The 21,784-nt window shown below is 42.3% G+C and carries 12 protein-coding genes; 3 read left to right on the plus strand and 9 right to left on the minus strand.

Features of this window, described 5'->3' with window-relative positions; translation table 11 throughout:
- Window positions 1–19: 19 nt before the first annotated feature.
- From ACH11B_RS05290 to ACH11B_RS05300, 3 genes are all read right to left on the minus strand, one after another.
- On the minus strand, window positions 20–3,223 hold the full coding sequence (locus tag ACH11B_RS05290) for a TonB-dependent receptor (protein ID WP_130854829.1): 3,204 nt from the start codon (window positions 3,221–3,223) through the stop codon (window positions 20–22).
- Window positions 3,224–3,901: 678 nt separating this feature from the next.
- Window positions 3,902–6,670 carry a DUF5695 domain-containing protein gene (locus tag ACH11B_RS05295; protein WP_377612020.1) on the minus strand — a complete coding sequence of 923 codons (2,769 nt, stop codon included), beginning with the start codon at window positions 6,668–6,670 and terminating at the stop codon, window positions 3,902–3,904.
- A gap of 285 nt (window positions 6,671–6,955) precedes the next feature.
- Window positions 6,956–8,419 (minus strand): IS1182 family transposase, encoded by a 1,464-nt coding sequence (locus ACH11B_RS05300; protein ID WP_404274010.1) that lies wholly within the window; start codon window positions 8,417–8,419, stop codon window positions 6,956–6,958.
- Between the two features lie 123 nt (window positions 8,420–8,542).
- Here ACH11B_RS05300 and ACH11B_RS05305 point away from each other — a divergent pair, with 123 nt between their 5' ends.
- Entirely contained in the window at window positions 8,543–8,752 is a 210-nt protein-coding gene (locus ACH11B_RS05305) for a hypothetical protein (RefSeq protein ID WP_130854827.1), read from the plus strand.
- A gap of 258 nt (window positions 8,753–9,010) precedes the next feature.
- Window positions 9,011–9,526 carry a GNAT family N-acetyltransferase gene (locus tag ACH11B_RS05310; RefSeq protein ID WP_130854826.1) on the plus strand — a complete coding sequence of 172 codons (516 nt, stop codon included), beginning with the start codon at window positions 9,011–9,013 and terminating at the stop codon, window positions 9,524–9,526.
- 35 nt (window positions 9,527–9,561) lie between these two features.
- On the opposite strand, the gene ACH11B_RS05315 is transcribed toward ACH11B_RS05310, so the two are convergent.
- From ACH11B_RS05315 to ACH11B_RS05325, 3 genes are read right to left on the minus strand one after another with little or no spacing between them, the layout of a single operon-like run.
- Window positions 9,562–11,811, minus strand: a complete 2,250-nt coding sequence (locus tag ACH11B_RS05315) for a DPP IV N-terminal domain-containing protein (RefSeq protein WP_377609902.1) — start codon at window positions 11,809–11,811, stop codon at window positions 9,562–9,564.
- Between the two features lie 30 nt (window positions 11,812–11,841).
- Window positions 11,842–13,308: an amino acid permease gene (locus tag ACH11B_RS05320; protein ID WP_013664318.1), complete on the minus strand. Its 1,467-nt coding sequence runs from the start codon at window positions 13,306–13,308 to the stop codon at window positions 11,842–11,844.
- Window positions 13,295–15,079, minus strand: a complete 1,785-nt coding sequence (locus ACH11B_RS05325; protein WP_289554342.1) for a DUF885 family protein — start codon at window positions 15,077–15,079, stop codon at window positions 13,295–13,297. The genes ACH11B_RS05320 and ACH11B_RS05325 overlap by 14 nt, the downstream gene beginning before the upstream one ends.
- A gap of 837 nt (window positions 15,080–15,916) precedes the next feature.
- Between ACH11B_RS05325 and ACH11B_RS05330 the strand changes: the two genes are divergently transcribed.
- Window positions 15,917–17,611, plus strand: coding sequence for a GMC oxidoreductase (locus ACH11B_RS05330; protein ID WP_289554343.1), 1,695 nt, complete (start codon window positions 15,917–15,919; stop codon window positions 17,609–17,611).
- A gap of 34 nt (window positions 17,612–17,645) precedes the next feature.
- On the opposite strand, the gene ACH11B_RS05335 is transcribed toward ACH11B_RS05330, so the two are convergent.
- Genes ACH11B_RS05335 through ACH11B_RS05345 form a run of 3 tightly spaced genes read right to left on the minus strand, consistent with a single transcriptional unit; the run spans window position 17,646 to window position 21,782 of the window.
- Window positions 17,646–19,595: a glycoside hydrolase family 97 catalytic domain-containing protein gene (locus tag ACH11B_RS05335; protein ID WP_377609905.1), complete on the minus strand. Its 1,950-nt coding sequence runs from the start codon at window positions 19,593–19,595 to the stop codon at window positions 17,646–17,648.
- A 1-nt stretch (window position 19,596) separates the two neighbouring features.
- Window positions 19,597–20,745, minus strand: a complete 1,149-nt coding sequence (locus tag ACH11B_RS05340) for an aldose epimerase family protein (RefSeq protein WP_289554345.1) — start codon at window positions 20,743–20,745, stop codon at window positions 19,597–19,599.
- 11 nt (window positions 20,746–20,756) lie between these two features.
- Entirely contained in the window at window positions 20,757–21,782 is a 1,026-nt protein-coding gene (locus tag ACH11B_RS05345) for a family 43 glycosylhydrolase (RefSeq protein ID WP_377609907.1), read from the minus strand.
- Between the last annotated feature and the right edge of the window lie 2 nt (window positions 21,783–21,784).

Consider the following 21,784-nt stretch of genomic DNA (forward strand, 5'->3'; position numbering starts at 1 on the left):
TTATATTTTTACGCCTCATTTAAAAAGACACGTTTAAACCTAAAGAATAACTCCTTAATGCAGGAACACCTGAACTAGCATCCACTACACCAACTAAACCATTACCATAGTTCTCGGGATCCGTACCACGGCCTTTTGCACTGCCAAAGGTGAGTAGATTATCTCCTCGGAAATAGATTCTTAATGCAGAGAGGCCCCACTTCGACACTAACGACTGCGGTAAATTATACCCCAGCATCACATTTTTCAAGCGTACGAAATTATTAGTGAATATATATTGATCGCTGTAACGCGCATTGGCAAAAGCATCAAATGTACGATACGTATAGATCTTCGCGATATCGGTTACATCTCCCGGTTTCTGCCAACGGCGATCCAAATTATCGTAGGCGGCAAAATTCTCCCGCAATACATTACTTTCTGAGTAGTTGTAATCATATAGCTTACCACCGAAGCTATAATAAAGCATAAAGGAAAGATCTAAGCTTTTGTATCGAAAATTATTGGTGAATGCGCCAAAAACATCAGGCAATACAGAACCCTGATTGATGCGTTGTTCGTTCACATTCACTTCATTGTAGTTTTCTGTCTTTTCCTGACCAATAATATTTCCGTTTCCGTCAAATTCATATTTCCACCATTGGTTATGTCCATTATCGGGGTTGACACCGGCGAAACTGGGGGCATAAATATCATAACGCGACCCGCCTTCTTTCCATTTAAAAATGGCAACACCCTGACTATATTGCTCCTCTTTGCTTGGTAGACTTGTTATTATATTCTTATAGCTAGTGGCATTTAACGAAACATTCCAATCAAAATCCTTTGTTCGGACGGCTGAATAATTCAGATCTACCTCCCATCCTTTGTTCTGCACATCTCCAATATTGGTTAAAATTGCATCCATTCCTAAAGAAGGGGCCAATGGCCTGTTTAACAAAAGATCTTGTGACTTACGTGTGAAATATTCTACACTTCCGGAAAGTTTGTTAAAAACTGAAAATTCAAACCCAATATTCGTTTGAATATTCGTTTCCCATTTTATATTTTCATTCTCTAACTGATTTAATCGTACACCGACAGTTCCAACATAGCTTGTTGGCCCGTATAAAGCTTGATAAGCATAGTAATTTCCTACGCGATCATTCCCCACTTCACCGTAACTGGCTTTCAGTTTTAGGTTCTGTAACCAGTCTTGTGTATTCTCCATAAAGGACTCTTCAGAGATACGCCAAGAAGCACCTAAAGAATAAAATTGTCCCCATCGATGATCAGGATGAAAACGGGAAGATCCGTCAGTACGAATGCTACTCGATATATAAAAGCGATTATCAAAATCATATTCCGCTTTACCAAAGAAACTGGCGAGACCATAACGTCCAAAGGTTGACCACGCAGTTGGATCATTAGATGCAAGTGAGATTTCTTTAAAGTAAGGAAGCGCAAGTCCTGAGCGGGTTACTCCAGAACCAGAAGTAGTATAAGAATAAATTTCCTGCCCAGCGAGTACGTTGATATGGTGCAAGTTATTGAAGGTCTTATCATAAGTTAACACATTATTAACTGTGTGCGAATAAGATCGGTAGTTGTCGCGCTGCACATAACCTTCTGATGGAAGCAGCTGATTCTCACGTTCAGGACTTTTCCACATACTATAGAAGTTGTCAATCAGTTGGAACGAATAAGTCGTTTTCAGGCTTAACCCGTCTAACAATCGGAACGTAAGAGCAGATACGGTTTGTAAATTATCGGTTTGGCTATTTTTTGCTTCTGTTAACGCTCCATAGGCACTCCATCGAGGCCACCAGGCACGACCGTTAGCTACACCCTCATCTAGTTGCGGTTTTCCGGTAAAAGGACTTATCGCATATGAATTGGTTTCATAGTCCCATAAATAGGCTGAATATTCCGTTGGCATCACACGAAACACCCGTGCATCAAAGCCACCGTTTACATCCGCACTGTTCATAAACATAATGGAGTTACTCATACTGAACCAATCGTTGATCTTTGAATTCAAGGCCACTCTTCCGGTGTAACGTTTAAAACCGTCGCTGATATGAACGCCCTTATCATTCAGGTAGGAAAAGGAGGCATAATAGGTATTATTTTCGCCCATTGCCCCGCTAAAATCCACTCCGTAATCTTGCTTTAAACGATAGTTGAACGCTTCATCAAACAGATCAAAATCCCATAAGCGTTGCGCTTCCGGCTTTATTTTCCCGTCCAAACCCACGGGGTAATCCATGTTCCAACCCGAACGATAATTCCTGATCAGGTTACCGTTCGCATCATAGAGGGGCGTCGTATTCCAAAATACAGAAGGTACCCGGTTACTCGCGTACTCTCGCGCTTCTTCATCGGATTTTCCATCAAAATCTCGCGCATCGTTGTACAAGCCTTCCCACGCCAATTCCCATTGTTTGGCGGGAGATACTCGTTCAGGAAACTTCACGGCAAAATCACTAGTTGTCCAAGCGGCCCGTGCATTCACCCTCGCTTTGCCGCTCGCGCCGCGTTTCGTGGTAATCATAATCACGCCATTTGCCGCTCTTGAACCATAAAGCGAAGTAGCAGCCGCATCTTTCATCACGGTGATAGACTCGATGTCCGACGGAGAATAAGCATTTAAATTCACGTCGGAAGGAACTCCATCGACGACGTATAGGGGCGCCATTTCTGCCGTTAATGATCCGATACCTCGTATGTTAATAGTTGGGTTCGCTCCAGGTCGTCCTGAAGTATTTGTGACCTGCACACCTGCGGAAAGACCTTGCAAGCCTTGCGCAACGTTGGAAGTGTTTACGTTTTCAAGCTGCTTCGCATCAATGACGGTAGCCGACCCGGTAAAGGACGATTTTTTGCTCGTTCCGTAGGCCGTAACCATAACCTCATCTAACCCGGCGATATCATCTTCCATCACTACTTCAAGATTATTTGAGTTGGTCACAACCAGCTCGTAATTCTTATACCCTATAGATCGGAAGATTAACTTAACACCAAGCTTCGGTAACTTGAGTAAAAATTTTCCTGATTCATCAGTTTTCGTACCGATACCCTCTCCGTCTTGCACAATACTCACGTCTGGTAATGGAAGTCCTCTCGAATCTTTTACATGTCCTGTTATCTGTTCCTGCGCTTGTACTCGCATTACGGAAAATAGCAACAGCATTAAAAACGTCCAACTGAGACGCCTTTTACTGGTTTGGTAGTTTGTCTGCATACAAATTTAAATTATAGTTAATACATCGTGTGGATACACAAAAGTTAGATCTCGCAGTGATTTCCTCGGTTCTGATAAATAAATAATTGGATAGCGTTAGTATATAAATGTCATTTAAACATTTATATTTCAAATGTAGAATGAAATGAGAAGCCTTACTTGCCGGATTTTAACAGGAACATTTCAATTTTTAACCAGTTTGTTACATGCTTTTCATATCTGCGAAGTTTCAGGAAATAAATAGTAATCTGAAAGGATGGATATCCTCTATTTTACTCTCCTGGCGACCCGTAAAGGTAGAAGCCCTCATGAATAAATAAAGACTGCACTATGTAGCCGTCGCTCCTAGTGCAGTCAAAGAGTCTGTATGGATTTGTTACTATGCTGTCCATCTCACGCTAAAGCTAAAAAGACCATCCGCCTCACGGCGGATAGTCAAACACACATGAAACAAAATCTTTAGTTTTCGGGTTTATCCCCGGATATTTTTCTCGGAAAAAAATGGAATACGTTACAATTGATTAGCCACTAGCCATCCGCTTAGCTTTCCACACAAATCTACATAAGACATTTATCCGAAATTAACCAGATTTTAACAATGTATCATCGAATATGAACAAAAAGGGAACCGCCTCTTTCGAAGCGGCCCCTACCATAGATTATCTTAGTATGTTTTTCTTAGTTATTATTGTTATCAGTCAATGTTAATATCGTTTCTTCGCTATACAATGGAATCAGATAAGCGCCCCTTTCGATATCCAGCTTTTTATCCAAAGAATAGCTCGCTACTTTACTATCTTGGCTCAATCGCAAAAAGGCCTGTGGGGTAAAAGCATTTTTAGCAGCAAGCTTAATACGTATAGCTTTTGTATTTACATTGTACGCAACTTCACTGAATTGGCCCGCATCGAGGCTTAGCCAGAGCTTGGCCGATGCGATAAATATTTTCGATTTTGCAGCGGTAGTCGGCTTTAGCACAACCCAATCCTTTTCTTCTTTAATGTTACCACCAAAGCTTAACCATCCAAAATCTTCATGACGCACTAGATAGCTCGACGTATTGATTGCATAGCCAAAGAAACCACTACCGTAATCTCCTGATAAGGCATCATTTGCTAAGGTAGACGGGTAAGAGTGAAAAGCGGAAGGACCGAAGCCATCCTCCGTAATATTAGCTATCGCGCCCATTAGGCCTCCATAGCCCACACGCAATAAATGGAGATTTTCTGGCTGATCACGATAGGCTTTCAGTACAGGGATCGCATTCAATGCCGAACCATAGTGATGAATCTGCCGCTCGACGCGCGCTATTTTACCTCCATAAAGAAAGTCCCAATAACGGCGCGCATTACCATTATAGGCCCAATGTGGCATAGTAGGCATATACGCCATAATCGCACTTAGTGTTACAGCCGCCTTATCTTGATAGCCAAAATAATCGGACCACATGTATACCTCCTCTTGTCCGGTAGAATCCCACGGCATCTCACTCCCAAACGGATAATTTAATGTACGCCAATGGTCAGCTCGTGCTTTCATAGCTGTCTCCAGCTCTTGTGCCTCCACCAACATATGCTCTGCCTTTAAATCCTGTAGTATAAGCAGGAATATTGTTCCTTCCATCTGGCCAAATTGTGCGTAATAAGGGGCCTGTTTCACCATGGCCATGCTCGTGTTAAAAGCCTTATCTAAATACCATTGCCAACTTTCGCGATCTACCAGCCCCTGATGATACCGAGCCAGTCGGTACAGCACCCAGTGTGCAGCCGCTACATGCGGGTAATTATAGGATCGGCCAACATCATCTGCCCCTTTTTTATTCCAGGCCGACCAAACTTTATAATTAATATTCGGATCGTAAGTACCTGCCGGCATGGAGTCCGGCTCATAGTAAAACACACTTTTTTTAACGCCATACTTCTGAGGTCCTTCGCTGTGCTGAATATTTCCCCACAATGTTTCGTGCGCAAAGGCTTGTAACTTTTGCAGTTCTTCCTTATTAGGCTGCACTAATTGCTTCATAATGGCTTCCAACCAACTTCCGGCACCACCTTCATCGCTTAACCCGGCAACCCAAGCGCGGCGATCTTGTGTTACTTGCTTTTGCTCTTCATAATCGTATGAAATAACTGATGGGTTCCGCCCAAAAGGGTCATTCGCTCGATCAAACCACTGTTTGGTGGTCAAAAAGTGGCCGATAGAATCCATCACCTGTGTTTCAGGTCGAATGACTTTATAATGGATCGTTTGCACATTGCCATCTGCATAATGAATTTTTATAGTTGCCCTGCCCCATTTGTTTCCTTTAATGCGATAAGATTGTAAGTTTCCTTTTTGTCCCTTTTCTCTGTTTAAGGATAGCGCTCCTTCTGGAAATACTTTAACCGATTGGATTTTCTCTTCATAATCGAGGAATAATTTTCCGTCTACATCTTGTGGTAATACATAACCGGGTATTCCTACGGCAAGAGGTCGGTGATTCGTTTTTAAGGCTTTCTCGATCTGTGTAATATCTGCTGCTAACACAAATTGCAATCCATAACTTAATTTTTGCTTCGGCTTTAAGATCACTGAAGTAGGTTCATTCCACTGGCTAACACCCTTCCATTCCTTTTCCGCATAAGCTTTACTATGCACCGTCCATTCGTGAAAACCTTCAAAAGTAATGCCCCTCGGGGTTGGATCATCTAGCAGTGGTCTGTAGGCTTCAAACGGTGTTTTGCCGTAGGGAAGCACCAACAGTGCTTCTCCCTTCCCGCTCAAACGCGCCACTTGTAGATACCCTGCATCCATGCCTATATAAGGATCAAAAAAAACGTTTTTTGCGTGTGCTTCATCCAAACTTCGCTCGTGCAAGATATTATTAAAGATCATGGGAATTCCGAGGGCTCCTATTTCGACACCTTGTTCCGTGTTGTTAGTAAGTTCAAAACGAAGAATCAGCTTTCCATCTACCTGTTCCCAATAACGCTTAATCTTTATCGGAACGTCATTCCCTAAAGTAGAACTTAAATCAGCCGCCGCTAATACTTTCCCCGCTTGCGGCAAAGCCTGTACCTTACTCCGATGTTTTGCGGACGAGTAATCTTTCCATTCCACTGATCCGACCTGCCTTAAACGCAAATTAATGTCACCTAACTGATAAAGTCCATCCGCCTTACGCAAATCCAGTCGATCACCTGGCGTGAAGTCAAATGCTAAGTCGTTCAATGGTTGCAAGGCCGCAACCGTCTGTGATTCCTTAATGAGCACGAGATTAAATGATTGGGTACGATAGCTCTCCTTCCCACCGGCGAGCCCTAAAGTTTCCGGCCGCTGAGCAAGAGCTTTCCATGGATCTTGCGCATAACAAATGAAAGTCAATAATATACAAAATGGTATAAATAGAAGACTCCGTGTAAGCCCTTTGTCAATGCCAGTCGTTGGTATATGCATCTCTCTGTTCATGTATATCTTAGCTTATGAAAAAATTGCTTCAATACACAAATGTAAACAAGACACTTATTCAATTGAAACCGAATATTGACCTAAAGTAAGCTTATTTTAACGTTTGTCGATAGTTCAACCAGGGATTTCGCCTTTAAAAAAGGAACATTTTTATTAATCAACTTTTTTGTCGCTTTGGCTTGAGTGGCTGTTGCACTACCTGTTTTTTAAGATTTTAAAGATTTGGATTTGGCACATGTTTTAACAGGCATTCTCCGGCACTTTGCCAAGTTAGAAAACAGGCGGTCAGGTGGCGGGAACGAATAGGTCTAACTGATCGAAAATGAACTGCACAAGTCTTTTTCCGGCCAATTTTATTCTTTGCAGGTTGTCGATCCGCTTTTTCGGGCTGAACTTTAGCATTTTTTTAAGGTTGTAGACAATTGCGGCCATAGTCAGACATTTATTGGCCTGGGCGAGTCCTTTGGTATTTACCCTTTTCATTCCCAGGTAGTTGACCAGTGTGCCGATGACGGGCTCAACCGTGCTCTGCCGTTTCTTCATCAGGATTTTAGCTTTCCTTGTCTGCATACGCAGGTGCATTCTATCATAATAGGGTTTGTCAACGGTCTCCTGTATCAACGCACCCCTGCTTTTATTTTTAAACACAGTACACTTATCGCGTAAGGGGCATACATTGCATTCTTTTTTGTTTGCCCTGTAGTATTTGTTCAGATATCCCAGGCTCATACCTGTACCTCTATAGGTCAACTGTTTACCGTTGGGGCAGATGTAATAATCTCCATCGTGATCATAGGTGAAACCGGCCCTTTCGTATATAAACTGCGGCCTGTTGGGTATATATCCTATGATATTATTGTCTTCCAAAGCTTTCAGGGCCTCTCCGCTGCTATATCCCGTATCAGCCAGAAGCTCCTCCATATTTAAGCCCTGTTCTTTCAGGTTATCCACCAGCTGTGGCAACAGAACAGGCAGGCACATGCTGTCTTTCCTGTCTGCTGTAAAGGCCTGTATGTGGGTAATCATATGGGATGCCGTATCCACACAGACCTGCCCCAGATAGTTCAGCGCCATTGCTTTCCCTTTTTTTACCGACATTTTTGCATCGGGATCGGAAGGACTGATATGCGTATCGTTATGCGGGTTCTTTTTTGGTCTGAGTAAAGGGTAGTGACGATCCTTTGTCTTTTTCATTTCCACGCTGCGGGGAGATGGGCTTTCTTCATTCTCTTTCAGCTCCCTTGCATAATTCTCCGCATCTTCGAGTATATCCTTCTGCACCATACTGTCCAGTGAGGCATTGGCCTTCACGTACACACCATCGACTGCCTGCCTCCTGCCGGATATCATCCCTTTTTCGATACATTGGCCCAGCACCCGCTTGAAGAGCTCGCAGAAAACCTCCTGACCGTACAGCTGACGGGTACGGCTCAGCGTGGAATGCCACGGCAGTTCCTCGCCAAGGTCATATCCAAGAAAATAAAGAATGTCCATCCGCATTCCCGCAGTGCTGATGATACGCCTGTCGCTGTTAAGGTTCTCCAGATAACCTACCAAGACCAGTTTCATGAAAACAACCGGATCAATGCTTTTCTGACCTTCACTGCCATAGTATTTAGATGTAGTCGCGTACAGAAACTCAAAATCCAAAGTCTCTTTTAGCCGCCGATAAAAATTATCCACCGGAACATAGTCCGAAAGTTGAAATTGGATGAACAGTTTCTCTTGATAGGTCTTTCTTCCTTGCATGACCTAATTTACTACTATTCAAGGATTTTATTAAAACAAGTTATCAACGCTTGTGAGTTGTGCAACAGCCACTTGATCCAAACCGACACAAAGATCAAGGCAGTGTAGGCTACCTTGCACCTGATGACAAAGCATCACTGGCGCGTATTGGAGCCGTTTCACTTCCTCAATCCGCTTGGATACTGCAATATGAACAGACGTGCAAATGCTTTACTGCTCGTTGCTTCGGTATCCTCCAAGGCCGTTTATCCGACACTCGGGGCCCTATGGCTGCCCGCAAAAGCTCTTCGTTCAGCTGAATATCGCCTAGGAAGTTTGCGGCTTGCAGGTTGAAGCACTACCATCGTAGCAAAGTTCCAAGCGATGAGTCTTTGGTTACTTTCTGCGGAAGAAAGTGACAAAAAAACGTTCCTTTAATATAAACACCTTCATCTATATACTAAAACGAAACCGACCAACGGAGTTCACCGAAGGTAATCCCTGCCCTACTTTTAGACTGTTTGGACATCAATTACTGGACTATTCAGTTTCTAAAAATTGGACTACATAAACAAAACCACTAATATATACCTTCGTATAAAAAGTAACATCATGTTTTCAATACAAACTCCCTTAGAAAATGAACGCGCATTGTTAGTTCCTTTAGTAGAAGCCGATTTTGATGATTTATATACCATCGCTTCGGATAAAAAGGTATGGGAACAACATCCCAATAAAGATAGGTGGCAAGAAACTATTTTCCGTACATTTTTTGAAGGCGCTATGCAAAGTAAGGGAGCCTTTAAAATTATAGATAAGGAAACAGACCTCGTAGCAGGCAGTACTCGTTTTTATTCCTATAACGAAGAAGATAATAGCATTCAGATCGGTTACACTTTCCTCGCTACCCAATTTTGGGGTACAGGCTTAAATCCCGCGGTGAAAAAATTGATGCTCGCTTATGCTTTTCAATTTGTGAACCGGGTGTACTTTCAAGTTGGCGCAGGTAATCTTCGTTCACAGATAGCCGTCAGCAGGCTCGGCGCTACGAAAATCGCCGAGCAAGAAGTAGCTTATTTTGGAGAGCAACCGAAGCTAAACTTCGTATATGAATTGAAAAAGCAGTGAGACGCTTCGTCACTCATCATCGTTACTAAATTGTCTTACCACGCCGGTGGTTCTACCCCAAGCAAATGCTTTACAAAATAATCTCTTCTTTTATGTTCTCCAAAATCGCCACCGGAGGAATGTCCCATTCCCGGCACCATTAAAAAGTCAAAGTTCTTGTTAGCTTTAATTAAGGCGTTTACTACCTGAAGAGTAGAAGAGGGATCAACATTATCATCCAATTCGCCCACAATCAGCATTAACTTTCCCTGAAGGCGATAGGCATTTTCGACATTGGATGATTCGGCATAGTGCGGACCAATGGGATATCCCATCCATTGCTCATTCCACCACATTTTATCCATTCGGTTGTCGTGACAGCCACAGGAGGATACCGCGACCTTATAGAATTCAGGATGAAAAAGCAAGGCTCCTGCGGAACTTTGTCCACCTGCGGAGGTACCATAAACCCCCACTCGGCTTAAATCTAAGTATGGATATTTTTTAGCGGCTGCCCGCATCCAAGCAATACGATCCGGAAACCCCGCGTCCTTCAAATTCTTCCAACAAACGTCATGAAAGGCCTTTGACCGATTGGACGTTCCCATGCCATCTATTTGTACGACAATAAAGCCCAATTCCGCAAGCTCTTGCGCACCGTAGGGAACAAGGGTCTGAAAACTTTTTGGTACAAAGGAACTGTGGGGACCGGCATAAATATATTCTATTACCGGATACCGTTTATCAGGGTCAAAATTAGTTGGACGAACAATGATGCCCCATATATCTGTTTCGCCATCGCGCCCTTTTGATGTAAAAACCTCCGGCATTTTCCATCCAGTAGCTATTAATGGGCGGATATCAGCTCTTTCCAAATCCATCAGTACTTTTCCGGTAACCGCATGTCTTATACAAGTAACAGGAGCTAAATCAACCCGCGAATACTGGTCAACAAGCAGCTTATGATCCGGTGAAAAACTTGCATCATGATTAGCATTTTCATTCGTTAACGCCTTTAATTCTGTTCCATCAAAATTGATGCGATAATACTGAATAAGATAAGGATCTTGTCCTTTTTCCCGACCACTAGCGGCAAAAATGATTTGTCGCGTTTTTTCATCGACATGAACGACTTTCCGAACCACCCATTCACCTTTTGTAATTTGATTTTTGATCTTCCCGGATAAACCATCATAGAGGTACAGATGATTCCAACCATCGCGTTCAGAAGTCCAAATAATTTCCTTTCCATCCGCCACATCATAACGATATTTCTTTCCGCTATAATCAATAAAAGTTTTACTCTGTTCATTCACCAACACCCTTGCTACGCCGGTCTGAGCATCCATTTCAATTATTTGATAACGCTGATGGCCGCGTTGGTTGTATTCAACAGTAAACGAACGGCTATCCTTACGCCATGCAGGAAAAGATAAATCGTATTGGTTTTCAACCAAACTTGCGGGCATTGCCATTACTTTTTTTTCCTCGACGATGAACAACGTTGGCGTACGCTGTGGTAATGCATCGCCAGGTTTTAGGTAATCGCGCGTTTGTAACTTAGGTTGTAGCTGCTCGTCAGGAGACGACTCAATTAAATAAAGCGTATGATCTTCGTTCTTCCTGACCTTCATGGCTGCCAACTTTTTGCTGTCGGGCGACCAAGCCATCCAAGCATCGTAGTATTCCCCGGCAGAACCATCGAAGCTCAACTGAACTTCCTTATCGTTGCCTTTCCTTCTTTGAATATACACATTATAGTTTTTTATATAGGCTACCCATTGGCTGTCCGGTGAAAAGGTCTTACGATCCTGTGCACCTTTAAATCGCTTTCCCCAATATCCTCTCCCGTTCTGTAAGCGTGCTGTAAATTCTTTATTTTCTTCCACTTTTCCCGAAGATAAATCTAAATCCCAGCCCTTTTCATAAGCGGCAAAAGTTAATCGCTTCCGCTCTATCGAATAACTAAACTGCGTCAAGGGCAAATTTTCCGCATCGACCTGTACGCCGCTTGAAGCTGATAGCTGTTGCGCTAGTTGCTGATGATCGAATGCAGGTCTCTTTTTCTGCTGACTGCAATCAGCTATCACAAACTGCTTACCTTTTTCTGTTGTTACACAATAGAAAGCTTGGTGTGTTGAATCTATCCATATTGGATTGGAAGTTAAGCCAGGTGTTTTACCTTTTATTAATTCTCGTAAATTATTGGCTCGATTGTAATCTTCTTTCGTACCCTGGGCTAACACATTCGATCCGCTAAGCGCGACTGTTAAAAATACGATCAAGCTTAGTATACTTCTGTTCATATGAATCCTTTCTTTATTCTAGAATGAGGCCTATTTTACAATTTGTTTCTTTGCTATCAGGTAGTAAACCGGAATTCCTGCTAAAGTGATGATCAAGCCGGGCCAAGTATATTGTGGTTTATAAATAATCAATAAAATACAAAAACTTAAGCCCATTAAAACATAGATAATCGGCAAAACCGGATAACCGAAAGCTTTATAAGGTCGTGGTTGTTCGGGCCGTTTCTTTCGTAAAATGAATATTCCGATTATGGTTAACATATAGAATAGTACCACAACAAAGGATATCATATCCAGGAGATCACCATAGCGACCGCTTAAACACCATAACGACGCAATGATAGCCTGCAGCCATAATGCTACCTCGGGAACCGCCTGCTTATTTAGGGTACCTACCTTCTTAAAAAACGCGCCTTCTTTGGCCATCGAATAATAGACACGGGCACCCGCCATAATCAGTCCGTTGTTACAACCGAAAGTAGACACCATGATCATCAACGCAATGATCATGGTTCCTGCATTCCCAAAGATTATATGAGAAGCGGTGACCGCAACGCGGTCCTTTTCGGAAGCGGCCATCTCCGGAAGGGTCAAAACTCCCGTATACATTAAATTGGTGAGCATATATAACAAGGTAACCAGTATGGTTCCCAGCGCTAAACTAAGGCCCACATTTCGTTGCGGATTTTTAACTTCGCCGGCAATGAAGGCCACACTATGCCAAGAATCACTACTGAAAATAGATCCGACCATGGCAGCAGCTATAGCACCGAAGGCAGCTATGCTTGTGTATGTTTCTATCGAGCCATCTATATTTAATCGCTGCAAGTTCCACGTTGAACCGCTTAACCAATTTGTTTGCCATACGTCTGACTTAAGGGCTAATAAGCCAAAAATAATTAAAAGCGCCAGTGACAGTATTTTAGCTAGCGTTATAATCGTTTGTACCCATTTAGCATTGCTTACACCGCGCGTATTAATATAAGTCAACAAGAAAATAATCACAATACTGAGAAGTTGAGCCGGCGAAATTTGGAGGATGCCAAAATTCGCGATCACCAAATCTTCACTGAATTGAGGTAGAAGATAAGCGGTAAACTTTGCGAATGCCACTCCTACGGCCGCAATGGTAGCCGTTTGGATAACTGTAAAAAAACTCCATCCATATAAAAAACTAATCAGTGGATTATAAGCTTCCTTCAAGTATATATATTGGCCCCCCGCCTTGGGAAACATAGCACTCAGTTCTCCATAGCTCAAAGCTGCGGTAAGGGTCATAAAACCTGTGATAAACCAAACAAACATCAACCAACCGGCGCTACCGGTCTGACGGGTAATATCGGCACTGACAATAAAGATACCGGAACCAATCATGCTGCCTGCAACAAGCATCGTGGCATCAATGAGCCGTAAAGAAGGTTTAAAGCCCGTTTGATGCATTTCTTTTTCTGTTGTCATGCAGGGGGCGACAGTCAGTTTATCTTTACTTGAAATCATAGAATTTCCATTTTGTTTTGAAATCTTTAGACAATTTTTGATTGGTAAGAATTGCCCGCATCATCTCAATAGGCATCTGATTTTCCTGCATAAACGCATCATGAAATGCCTTCATCGTCATCTTTCCACTGTCAACAAGTTCATGCTTTAAACCCATAATTTGGATTCCTCCAAGTAAATAGGCCGCCTGATAAAGAGGAGGATAACCACCTTGAAACGAACGCCTTACTTCTCCTTCTGCGTTTGCACGTTCAAAGCCAACACGATTAACCAGAAAATCAATGCATTCCTGAGGGGACCACTTCCCGAGATGATAATTCAAAGAGAAAATAATACGGGCACAACGGTGCATGCGCCAAAACAACATACCTATACGCTCCTCGGGAGTTTTAGCGAAGCCATTTTCATACAACAACAACTCCCAATATAAGGCCCACCCTTCTGTATAAAAAGGTGTTCTAAATTCTCTTCTATAAGGCTTATATCGACTATTCATAAAGTACTGCAAATGATGCCCCGGAATAAGTTCGTGCTGTACGGTACCTCGAGAGAAATAAGGATTATTGCCACGCATACTCATCATCTTATCTTCGTATGACATCCCAGACGTTGGATATGAGATACTAATTTCTCTTCCTCCTGTGAAAAAGGGATTCACTAACTGTCTTTGCGGTGTCATCATGATCATCCCCCAAGTTTCGTCAGCCAGCTCCGGCCAAGTAATCCAATCCCGTTCCGTTATAAATGACTTGGCATCATTGTACAATTTTATAATCAGCTCCGGTTGTTGCCCTACCGGAACGTAACTATTCTTAACCTGTTCTTGTGCTTTTTTCCAATCGCTTCCAAAACCCATTTCCGCCGAAGCTTTCAATAGTTCTTTATCACACCAAGCAAACTCTTGATTTGCAATTTCAATAAGCTCTTGTGGACTGTAAGGTATATATTCGCGGCGTAGTAATTTATTCAACGCTGCCTCACCAACCGGATTCCCCTTGATACCACTTTGATCGGGTTTCTGCGTGGTCCTTAGTTCACCCAATGCAGCCAATCCTTCTGCGTATTTTCCTAATAATGAATCAAGCTGTTCGTAAGTCTGCGGCACCCACCAAGTAAACATGGGATCATAATCATTATAAAACTTGAAAACATTCTGTAATCTTGCCTGTAAAGCAGATACGGCTCCACGTGCAAATTCAGCCTCTCTCTTGTCAATTTTAGTTTGTTTCGATAATTCCTCTAAGCGCGTTTCCAAGTATTTGGATAGCGCATGCAGTTCTCCGGCAATCTTTTCACCGTCCACTGAGCCACCCCTCAGCCTTACACGCTCTAAGTTATAAATGGAATCTGCGAAAGGAATAAAGGGTTTGATCGATTGATATTGAGCATCTTCCTCCTTTAGCTCCTCTTGATAACCCTCTATCTGATTTTTTAATAAGAGGTAATCTACCTGTCCATTAACTTGTAGCTTATCAAACTGAAATTTAGTCAGTTCATTTAAATACAGAATATTAATTTCATTCAGTCTTTTTCTTTGTTGGGGCGAGTTCAAAACCGGTTGATAGGAAAATCCGTTTGCAGCCCGCGGTGAATAAAAATCGAGGATCGTATGCACATCTTGATCATATCGGATAATTATTGGAGCTATTTCGCTCGTCTGCTTATAGAAGTCGCTTGGTTGCGCATCCATTTTTTCCACCTGTACTAAGAATAAAAAAACAAACATCATTTTTGAGAGCACCGTAATGGCCTTCGAGTTCGTATTGATCATTTCCTTTTGCTATTTATAAATTAATTTAGTGTACCCTCCTCAAGCCACTTAAATCGCTGATCAAGTATCACAAGTTATCGCCCTAAGCAAAATGGAGGTTTATATTGTCAATTGTTAGCAAGAGCAAATATAATTTGATATGCATGTAATAGGCGATCAAATATTAACCATTTATTACCTTATTTTAAAAGGAAATGTAATATAATAGTTAGCTTTCACATTCTTAGCCTTCATTCCACCAAGGATTTTACTTTTAAAAAGGAACGTTTTTTTGTCACTTTTTTCCGCAAAAAGTAACCAAAAACTCATCGCTTGGAACTTTGCTACAAACGGTAGTGCATCAACGTGCAAACCGCAAATTTCCTAGGCGATATTTTAATAGAACGGAGGGTTTTTGCGGGCAGCCAACAAGGCCTCGGGTGTGGGGTAAAACGGCCTTGAAGGATACCGATGCAACGAGCAGCAAAGCATTTGCACCTCTGTTTATGTTGCACTACCCAAGCGGATTGAGGAAGTGAAACGGCTCCAATACGCGCCAGTGATGCTTTGCCATCAGATGCAAGGTAGCCTACACAGCCTTGATTTTGCTCAACTTTTATCAAGAAAAGTTGAATAAAGAAAACGTTCTTATAATATAAACACCTTCAGCTATATATTAAAAGCGAAACCAACCAACGGGAGTTTGCCGAAGGTAATCTCTGTTCATTCCATGTAAAAAATTTGTAGCTGAAACTCTTTTTTTCGAAAAAGGGTTTCATATAAAAAATTAAAACTCTATTTTCAACGATGCGAGCATCCGGCTTGCATGAGAAGACAATTTTAACCTGCAGATCAAAGATGGAATATACATTTGATGCTATTGTCATTGGTTCCGGTATTAGCGGCGGCTGGGCAGCCAAAGAATTATGTGAAAGAGGGCTGAAAACATTGGTTATCGAGCGGGGCCGAATGGTAAAACATGTCCGGGATTACCCCACTGCGATGCTTGATCCTTGGGATTTTCAACATGGCAATACAAAAACATGCACCATGATTGAAGAGAACCCGACCATCAGTAAACACTATGCATTTGATGAATCAACGAAACACTTCTATATACAGGATGCGCTGCATCCTTATATCCAAGAGAAACCTTTTGATTGGATTCGAGGTTACCAAGTGGGCGGTAAATCACTCTTGTGGGCAAGGCAAACCCAACGCTGGAGCGATTATGAGTTCGAAGCCCCAAAACGCGACGGATTTGCTGTTGATTGGCCTATTCGTTATAACGACTTGGCTCCCTGGTATAGCCACGTAGAAAAATTTGTCGGTATTTCCGGTAATCGAGACGGGCTTCCCAACCTTCCTGACAGTGAAGTTCTACCCGCATTTGAAATGAATGCAGTTGAAAAATACATTAAAAGTAAAATCAATCGCCATTTTCCCGATAGACCGGTCATTATGGGAAGGTGCGCACACGTGACGGCTCCGCAAACAGTACACACGGAGCAAGGCAGAACAAAATGTATGGCTCGCTCACTATGCCAACGAGGTTGCCCTTTTGGTGCCTATTTCAGCTCAAACGCTTCCACCTTACCTTGGGCGGAGAAAACCGGGAACCTCACCATTAAAACAGATACCGTCGTACATTCCATCTTGTATGATGAGAAAGCAGGAAAGGCCGTTGGTGTAAAAGCGATTGAAAGTGACACGAAACGGGAACATCTATACAAAGCCCGTATTATATTTGTAAATGGCGCAACTTTAAATAGCAATTTGATTTTATTGAACTCAAAATCGAGTAAATTTCCGAATGGTCTTGGCAATCTGAATGGCTTAATGGGAACGCACATTGCCTTTCATAACTATCGTGGAAGGATAACGGCCTCTATAGACGGTTTTGAAGATCAATATTATTTTGGTCGCAGGCCCACCCAAGTATTTATGCCCTCTTTTAGAAATGTGTATAAACAGGAAACAGACTTTTTGCGCGGTTATATGGTGGCCTTCAGTGCAAGTAGAGAAGGGTGGTCTAAGCGGGCAGATGGTATCGGCTCCACTTTCAAAGAGGCGCTTACGGAGGCTGGAAAATGGGTAGTTTCCATGATGATGCAAGGAGAAACGGTACCTATCAAAGAAAACCATGTACGATTAAGCAACGATAAATCGGATCAATGGGGAGTACCTTTATTAATAACATCTATCGCCTACACGGAAAACGATGATAAACAGCTTCTAGATTTCTTTCAAGAGGGAGTAAAAATGCTTGAAACAGCTGGCTGTCAAGACATTGTTACAGTTGATCAACATGCTATTGGTTATAGAAATCCAGGGCTTGAAGTTCACGACATGGGAGGTGTGCGCATGGGAAACGACCCGGATACATCCCTTTTAAATAAATGGAACCAACTGCATCATTGCAAAAATGTATTTGTTACAGATGGGGCCTGTATGACTTCAACCGGTAACCAGAATCCATCACTCACTTTTATGGCCTTGACAGCGAGAGCTGCTAATTACGCCGTGGATGAAATAAAAAGAGGCAACTTGTAAATTAAGTTGCCTCGCTTGCGATTCCATTTAATATCTAAAACTTCATAACGAAGCCTCCATTTCCTTTCATCGATATCGGAAGCTTGTTTGTCGCCGTAATAGTTTGATGTGTTATAAGCTCCGAACCATTCCCATCTGTAAATAACGCTCCTTGCTTTCCATCAATAAAAGACAAGTTAAGCGCCAATTGTTTCTCTTGCGTTTCTCCATTAATTCCAGCTATATACCAATTATCGCCTGATTTACGGGCAATAATTACATATTTACCGGGATACCCATCAATGAACTTCACATCATCCCAGCTGTTTGGCAACGCACGTAAAAAATCCTGAACATCTTCCGATACATGTTTCATTCCTTCCGGTGACTCTGCGTAATGTTGGATACCTGAAAGAAAAAGTACACTTGTTGCCAATTCAAACGCACTACTTGTTTTGCGTTGCACACTGCTTTGAATTTTATAAAGATTCATCGGTGTGAAATCCATCGGATCGAATGCATTGCGTGTAAAAGGAAGCATGGTAGCGTGCGTTGCTTCTTTATCAGCGTCGGCTTGACCAAAAGTGACCATTTCAAAACCACGAACAGCTTCTGTAGTCATTAAGTGAGGGTAGGTTCTTGCCCAACCTCTTGGCAAAGTAGCGCCATGAAAGTTTACTAATAATTGGTAGCTGGCTGCGTCTTCCAAGATTTCTTGATAATAACGAATAACTGATTGACCATCTCCTCCGAAGAAATCGACCTTGATTCCTTTAATGCCCATTTCCTTTAAACGCTTAAACTCCTGTTGCCTATCGGTATGGGTTAACAATTTATCTTTTGGCGTGTATTTTACCGTGTTCCAGTCTCCCGCAGAATTATACCATAAAATTAGCCCAACACCTTTCCGGCTGGCATACGCCGATAATTCAGCGATTTTTTCGTAGCCAATCTTTGTATCCCAGTTCACATCAATCAGGCAATATTGCCATTTCATATTTGCCGCAAAATCAATATACCGCTTTTGTTCATCATAGGTAATAAAATCGTCCTTGGAATTAATCCAGCTCCACGAGGCCTTACCGGGTTTAATAAAAGAGGAATCGGTATCCATCGCGGGCGGAGCAAGGTCGGTCCCTAAGGTAGATTCAATTATGGTTGCCAAATTACCAACGGTAACAATCCTCCATGGAGAATAGAACGCTTTATCTGAACGAGGCAAAATACCATCGTTTACTATTTCTTCCCTGGAATCAGGAAAAGCCACTTGATAAACTCCATTGGGCGATTGCGCAGCTAAATGGGTTGCACAATATTGGCTATCCAAAGCCGATTCTGTAATAAGTAACCAGTTATTGCCGCTTTTAAACAGCGAAGGATATATCCAGCCCGCACCTGTTTTTTCCGCCGTCCCTACCGGTATTTCCTGCTCATAATGTTCCTCATAAGAAGGATTCGTATGCTCCCACCCGGTTTTAGCAACGGCCATAGGTTGTAACCAAGCCTTCGACCCTGTTGGTAAGTGATAAGTTGTTAATTCTTTTTCAACCTTGGTGAGTGCTTTTATGTTAGGAAAATAATAACGGAAAGCTAAGCCATCATTTGCTAATTGAAATATGATGCGGCAATGTTGACCTTCTTCATTTTGTAACCCCAAAACCAGACCATTTGCTGCATAATGATTTTGCTTTCTCTTTGCATTGTACATTACATAGTTATCGTTAATTCCGTGATAGGCGGAATCAAATGTTACTTGTAATTTGTCGTCAAACTTAGTTTGGCTAAGTAGGACACCCAACCGTGACGAGTCTAACACCAGGGTATCATTTTTACGGAGCTGATACCATAGTCTTCCTTTCGCATCCAATTTATAAGTCAGGACGATTTTCCCGTCAGGGCTCTTCAACACCGACTGCGAGCTCGATTGGCAGGCCATAAAAGCCAGACAATATAGAAATGATGTACTATACTTGATCCACTGGCATATTTGCTTAAATCGTATCATCTTATTTAATTGAAAATTTATAGATTGTTTTGGTCTTGTAAGGCTCGCCCGGTCTTAACTCAGTGGAAGGAAAAGCTGGTTGGTTGGGTGAATCAGGAAAATGTTGTGTTTCCAGACAAAAGGCCGAGCGATATCCGTAATCTTTCCCGTCTTTGCCTATCTTTTGTCCTCCCTCCATAAAATTGCCGCTATAAAATTGTATGCCCGGCTCTTCAGTCAACACTTCCATCTCAATCCCTGTTTTTTTGCTATATACCAAAGCAGCTGTTTGTAAGCCTTCTTTTTTGTTCAACACAAAATTATGGTCATATCCCTTCCCTCTTTTTATCTGCTCATCATCCGCATTGATACGCGCACCGATTGGAGTCGCTTTTCTAAAATCGAAAGGCGTACCGGTAACGTCCATAAATTTACCGGTAGGAATCAGGGTTTCGTTTACAGGTGTAATCTGGTCTGCATATAGGGTTAAATCATGATCTAAAATGGTTGAATCTCCTTCACCATTTAAATTGAAGTAAGCATGGTTCGTTAAATTTAAAACAGTTGGTTTATCGGTCGTAGCGGTATAATCGATTTCCAAGCTATTGTTTTCTTTTAGGGAGTAAAGCACCGTCATATCAACGTTACCAGGATACCCCGCTTCCCCATCGGTCGAGTGATAAGTCAATTTAAGTGTTTTTTCATCTATCTGTTCGGCATCCCATACCCTATCATATACACCATTAGTCCCTCCGTGCAGTGAATTTTCTCCGTCATTTTTTTCCAGTTGATACGTTTTTCCATTGAGGGTAAATTGACCTTTTGCGATGCGATTTCCATACCGGCCTACAATAGCACCGTAAAAAGTTGCTTTATTTGCTTTGTAAGTTTCGGCCTTATCATAGCCTAATACGACGTCTGTTTGTGTATTTTCTTTATTCGGGACTAACAAACTTACCAAACGGGCTCCGTAATTGGTAATGATCGCTTTTGCCTTACCATTTATCAATGTATACAGTTTTACCTCTTTTCCGTCAATTTCAGCATTAAAACCGGAAGTTGTATCAACTTTCACCGTATCCGCCGTTTCAGCAGATTGTTGGGTACGCTGGTTGCATGCTCCGTTTAACAGACCCGCGGCTATTGCAGCAATGTAAATTATTTTGCTCATGATTATACTATCTATTGGTTTGATAATTCATTATTAATCAACAAAGGCCAACCTTTGTTGTCCCATTTTAATTTCTCAATTCTTAATTTAGGTTTACCCTGATCCCGAGCGTCATAGCCATGAAAAACGAGATAATCGTCTTCTTCAAGCTTTATTACGGCATTATGCCCGACGCCATGCCATCGGCTATCGCCCGCCAAAAGGAGTTTACCACCGGCAGAAGCCAAGTCTTTCCCCTGATCGTCCAAATAAGGTCCTGTCACCTTTTTCGCTCTTCCCACAATCATTTTATAAGTGCTTGCCGCTCCTTTGCAACAATAATCGATGGAGGCAAAAAGATAATAATAGCCTCCCCGTTTAAAGATAAAAGGAGCTTCAATGGCATTGCCCCCTGCATCAACTGGATTGTTGTCTATGGCTGGGGGATTAGGTGCCCGGCGATTTATCTTTCTACTGGCAAGTGTTGGTATAGTAAGCAAATCGTCCTCCGTTCGCATACCGTCTCTACTTAGTCTCACCAATTTGATACCGTCCCAAAAGGAACCAAATGCAAGAAATGGATGCCCACTTTCGTCGAACACTAGATTGGGATCTATGGCGTTCCAATTTGTCTTCCCAGGTATCGACTGGATCACTTTTCCACGGTCCGTCCACTTAAACCCCGAATCTTGCGGATTTAAAGTTGGATTAGTCGCTAGTCCAATACAGGAGGTGTTTTTTCCAAAAGCAGATATACTATAATAAAGATAGTACAAGCCGTTAAAATAATGGATATCAGGTGCCCAAATATGCCCTTTAAATGTTGGCACTTCCCGCTTTGCCCAGGCCGGTGATTCCGGAAAAACAGGTGCCTGTTTAGACCAGTTTTCCAAATCGGTTGAAGACCATACATCAATACCATCTCCGGTAGCAAAGAGATAATATTTATCGTCTGCCGAAATCAACACCGGATCGTGTACGATTACCTGTCCCGGCTGCTGTGCATAGCTAGAACAGGTAATCACGAGAAATACAACAATTAGATTCCGGCTTAGCATAT

Origin of the sequence: Olivibacter sp. EAT-5 (assembly GCF_044784325.1) — a bacterium.
Classification (GTDB): Bacteria; Bacteroidota; Bacteroidia; order Sphingobacteriales; family Sphingobacteriaceae; genus Olivibacter; species Olivibacter oleidegradans.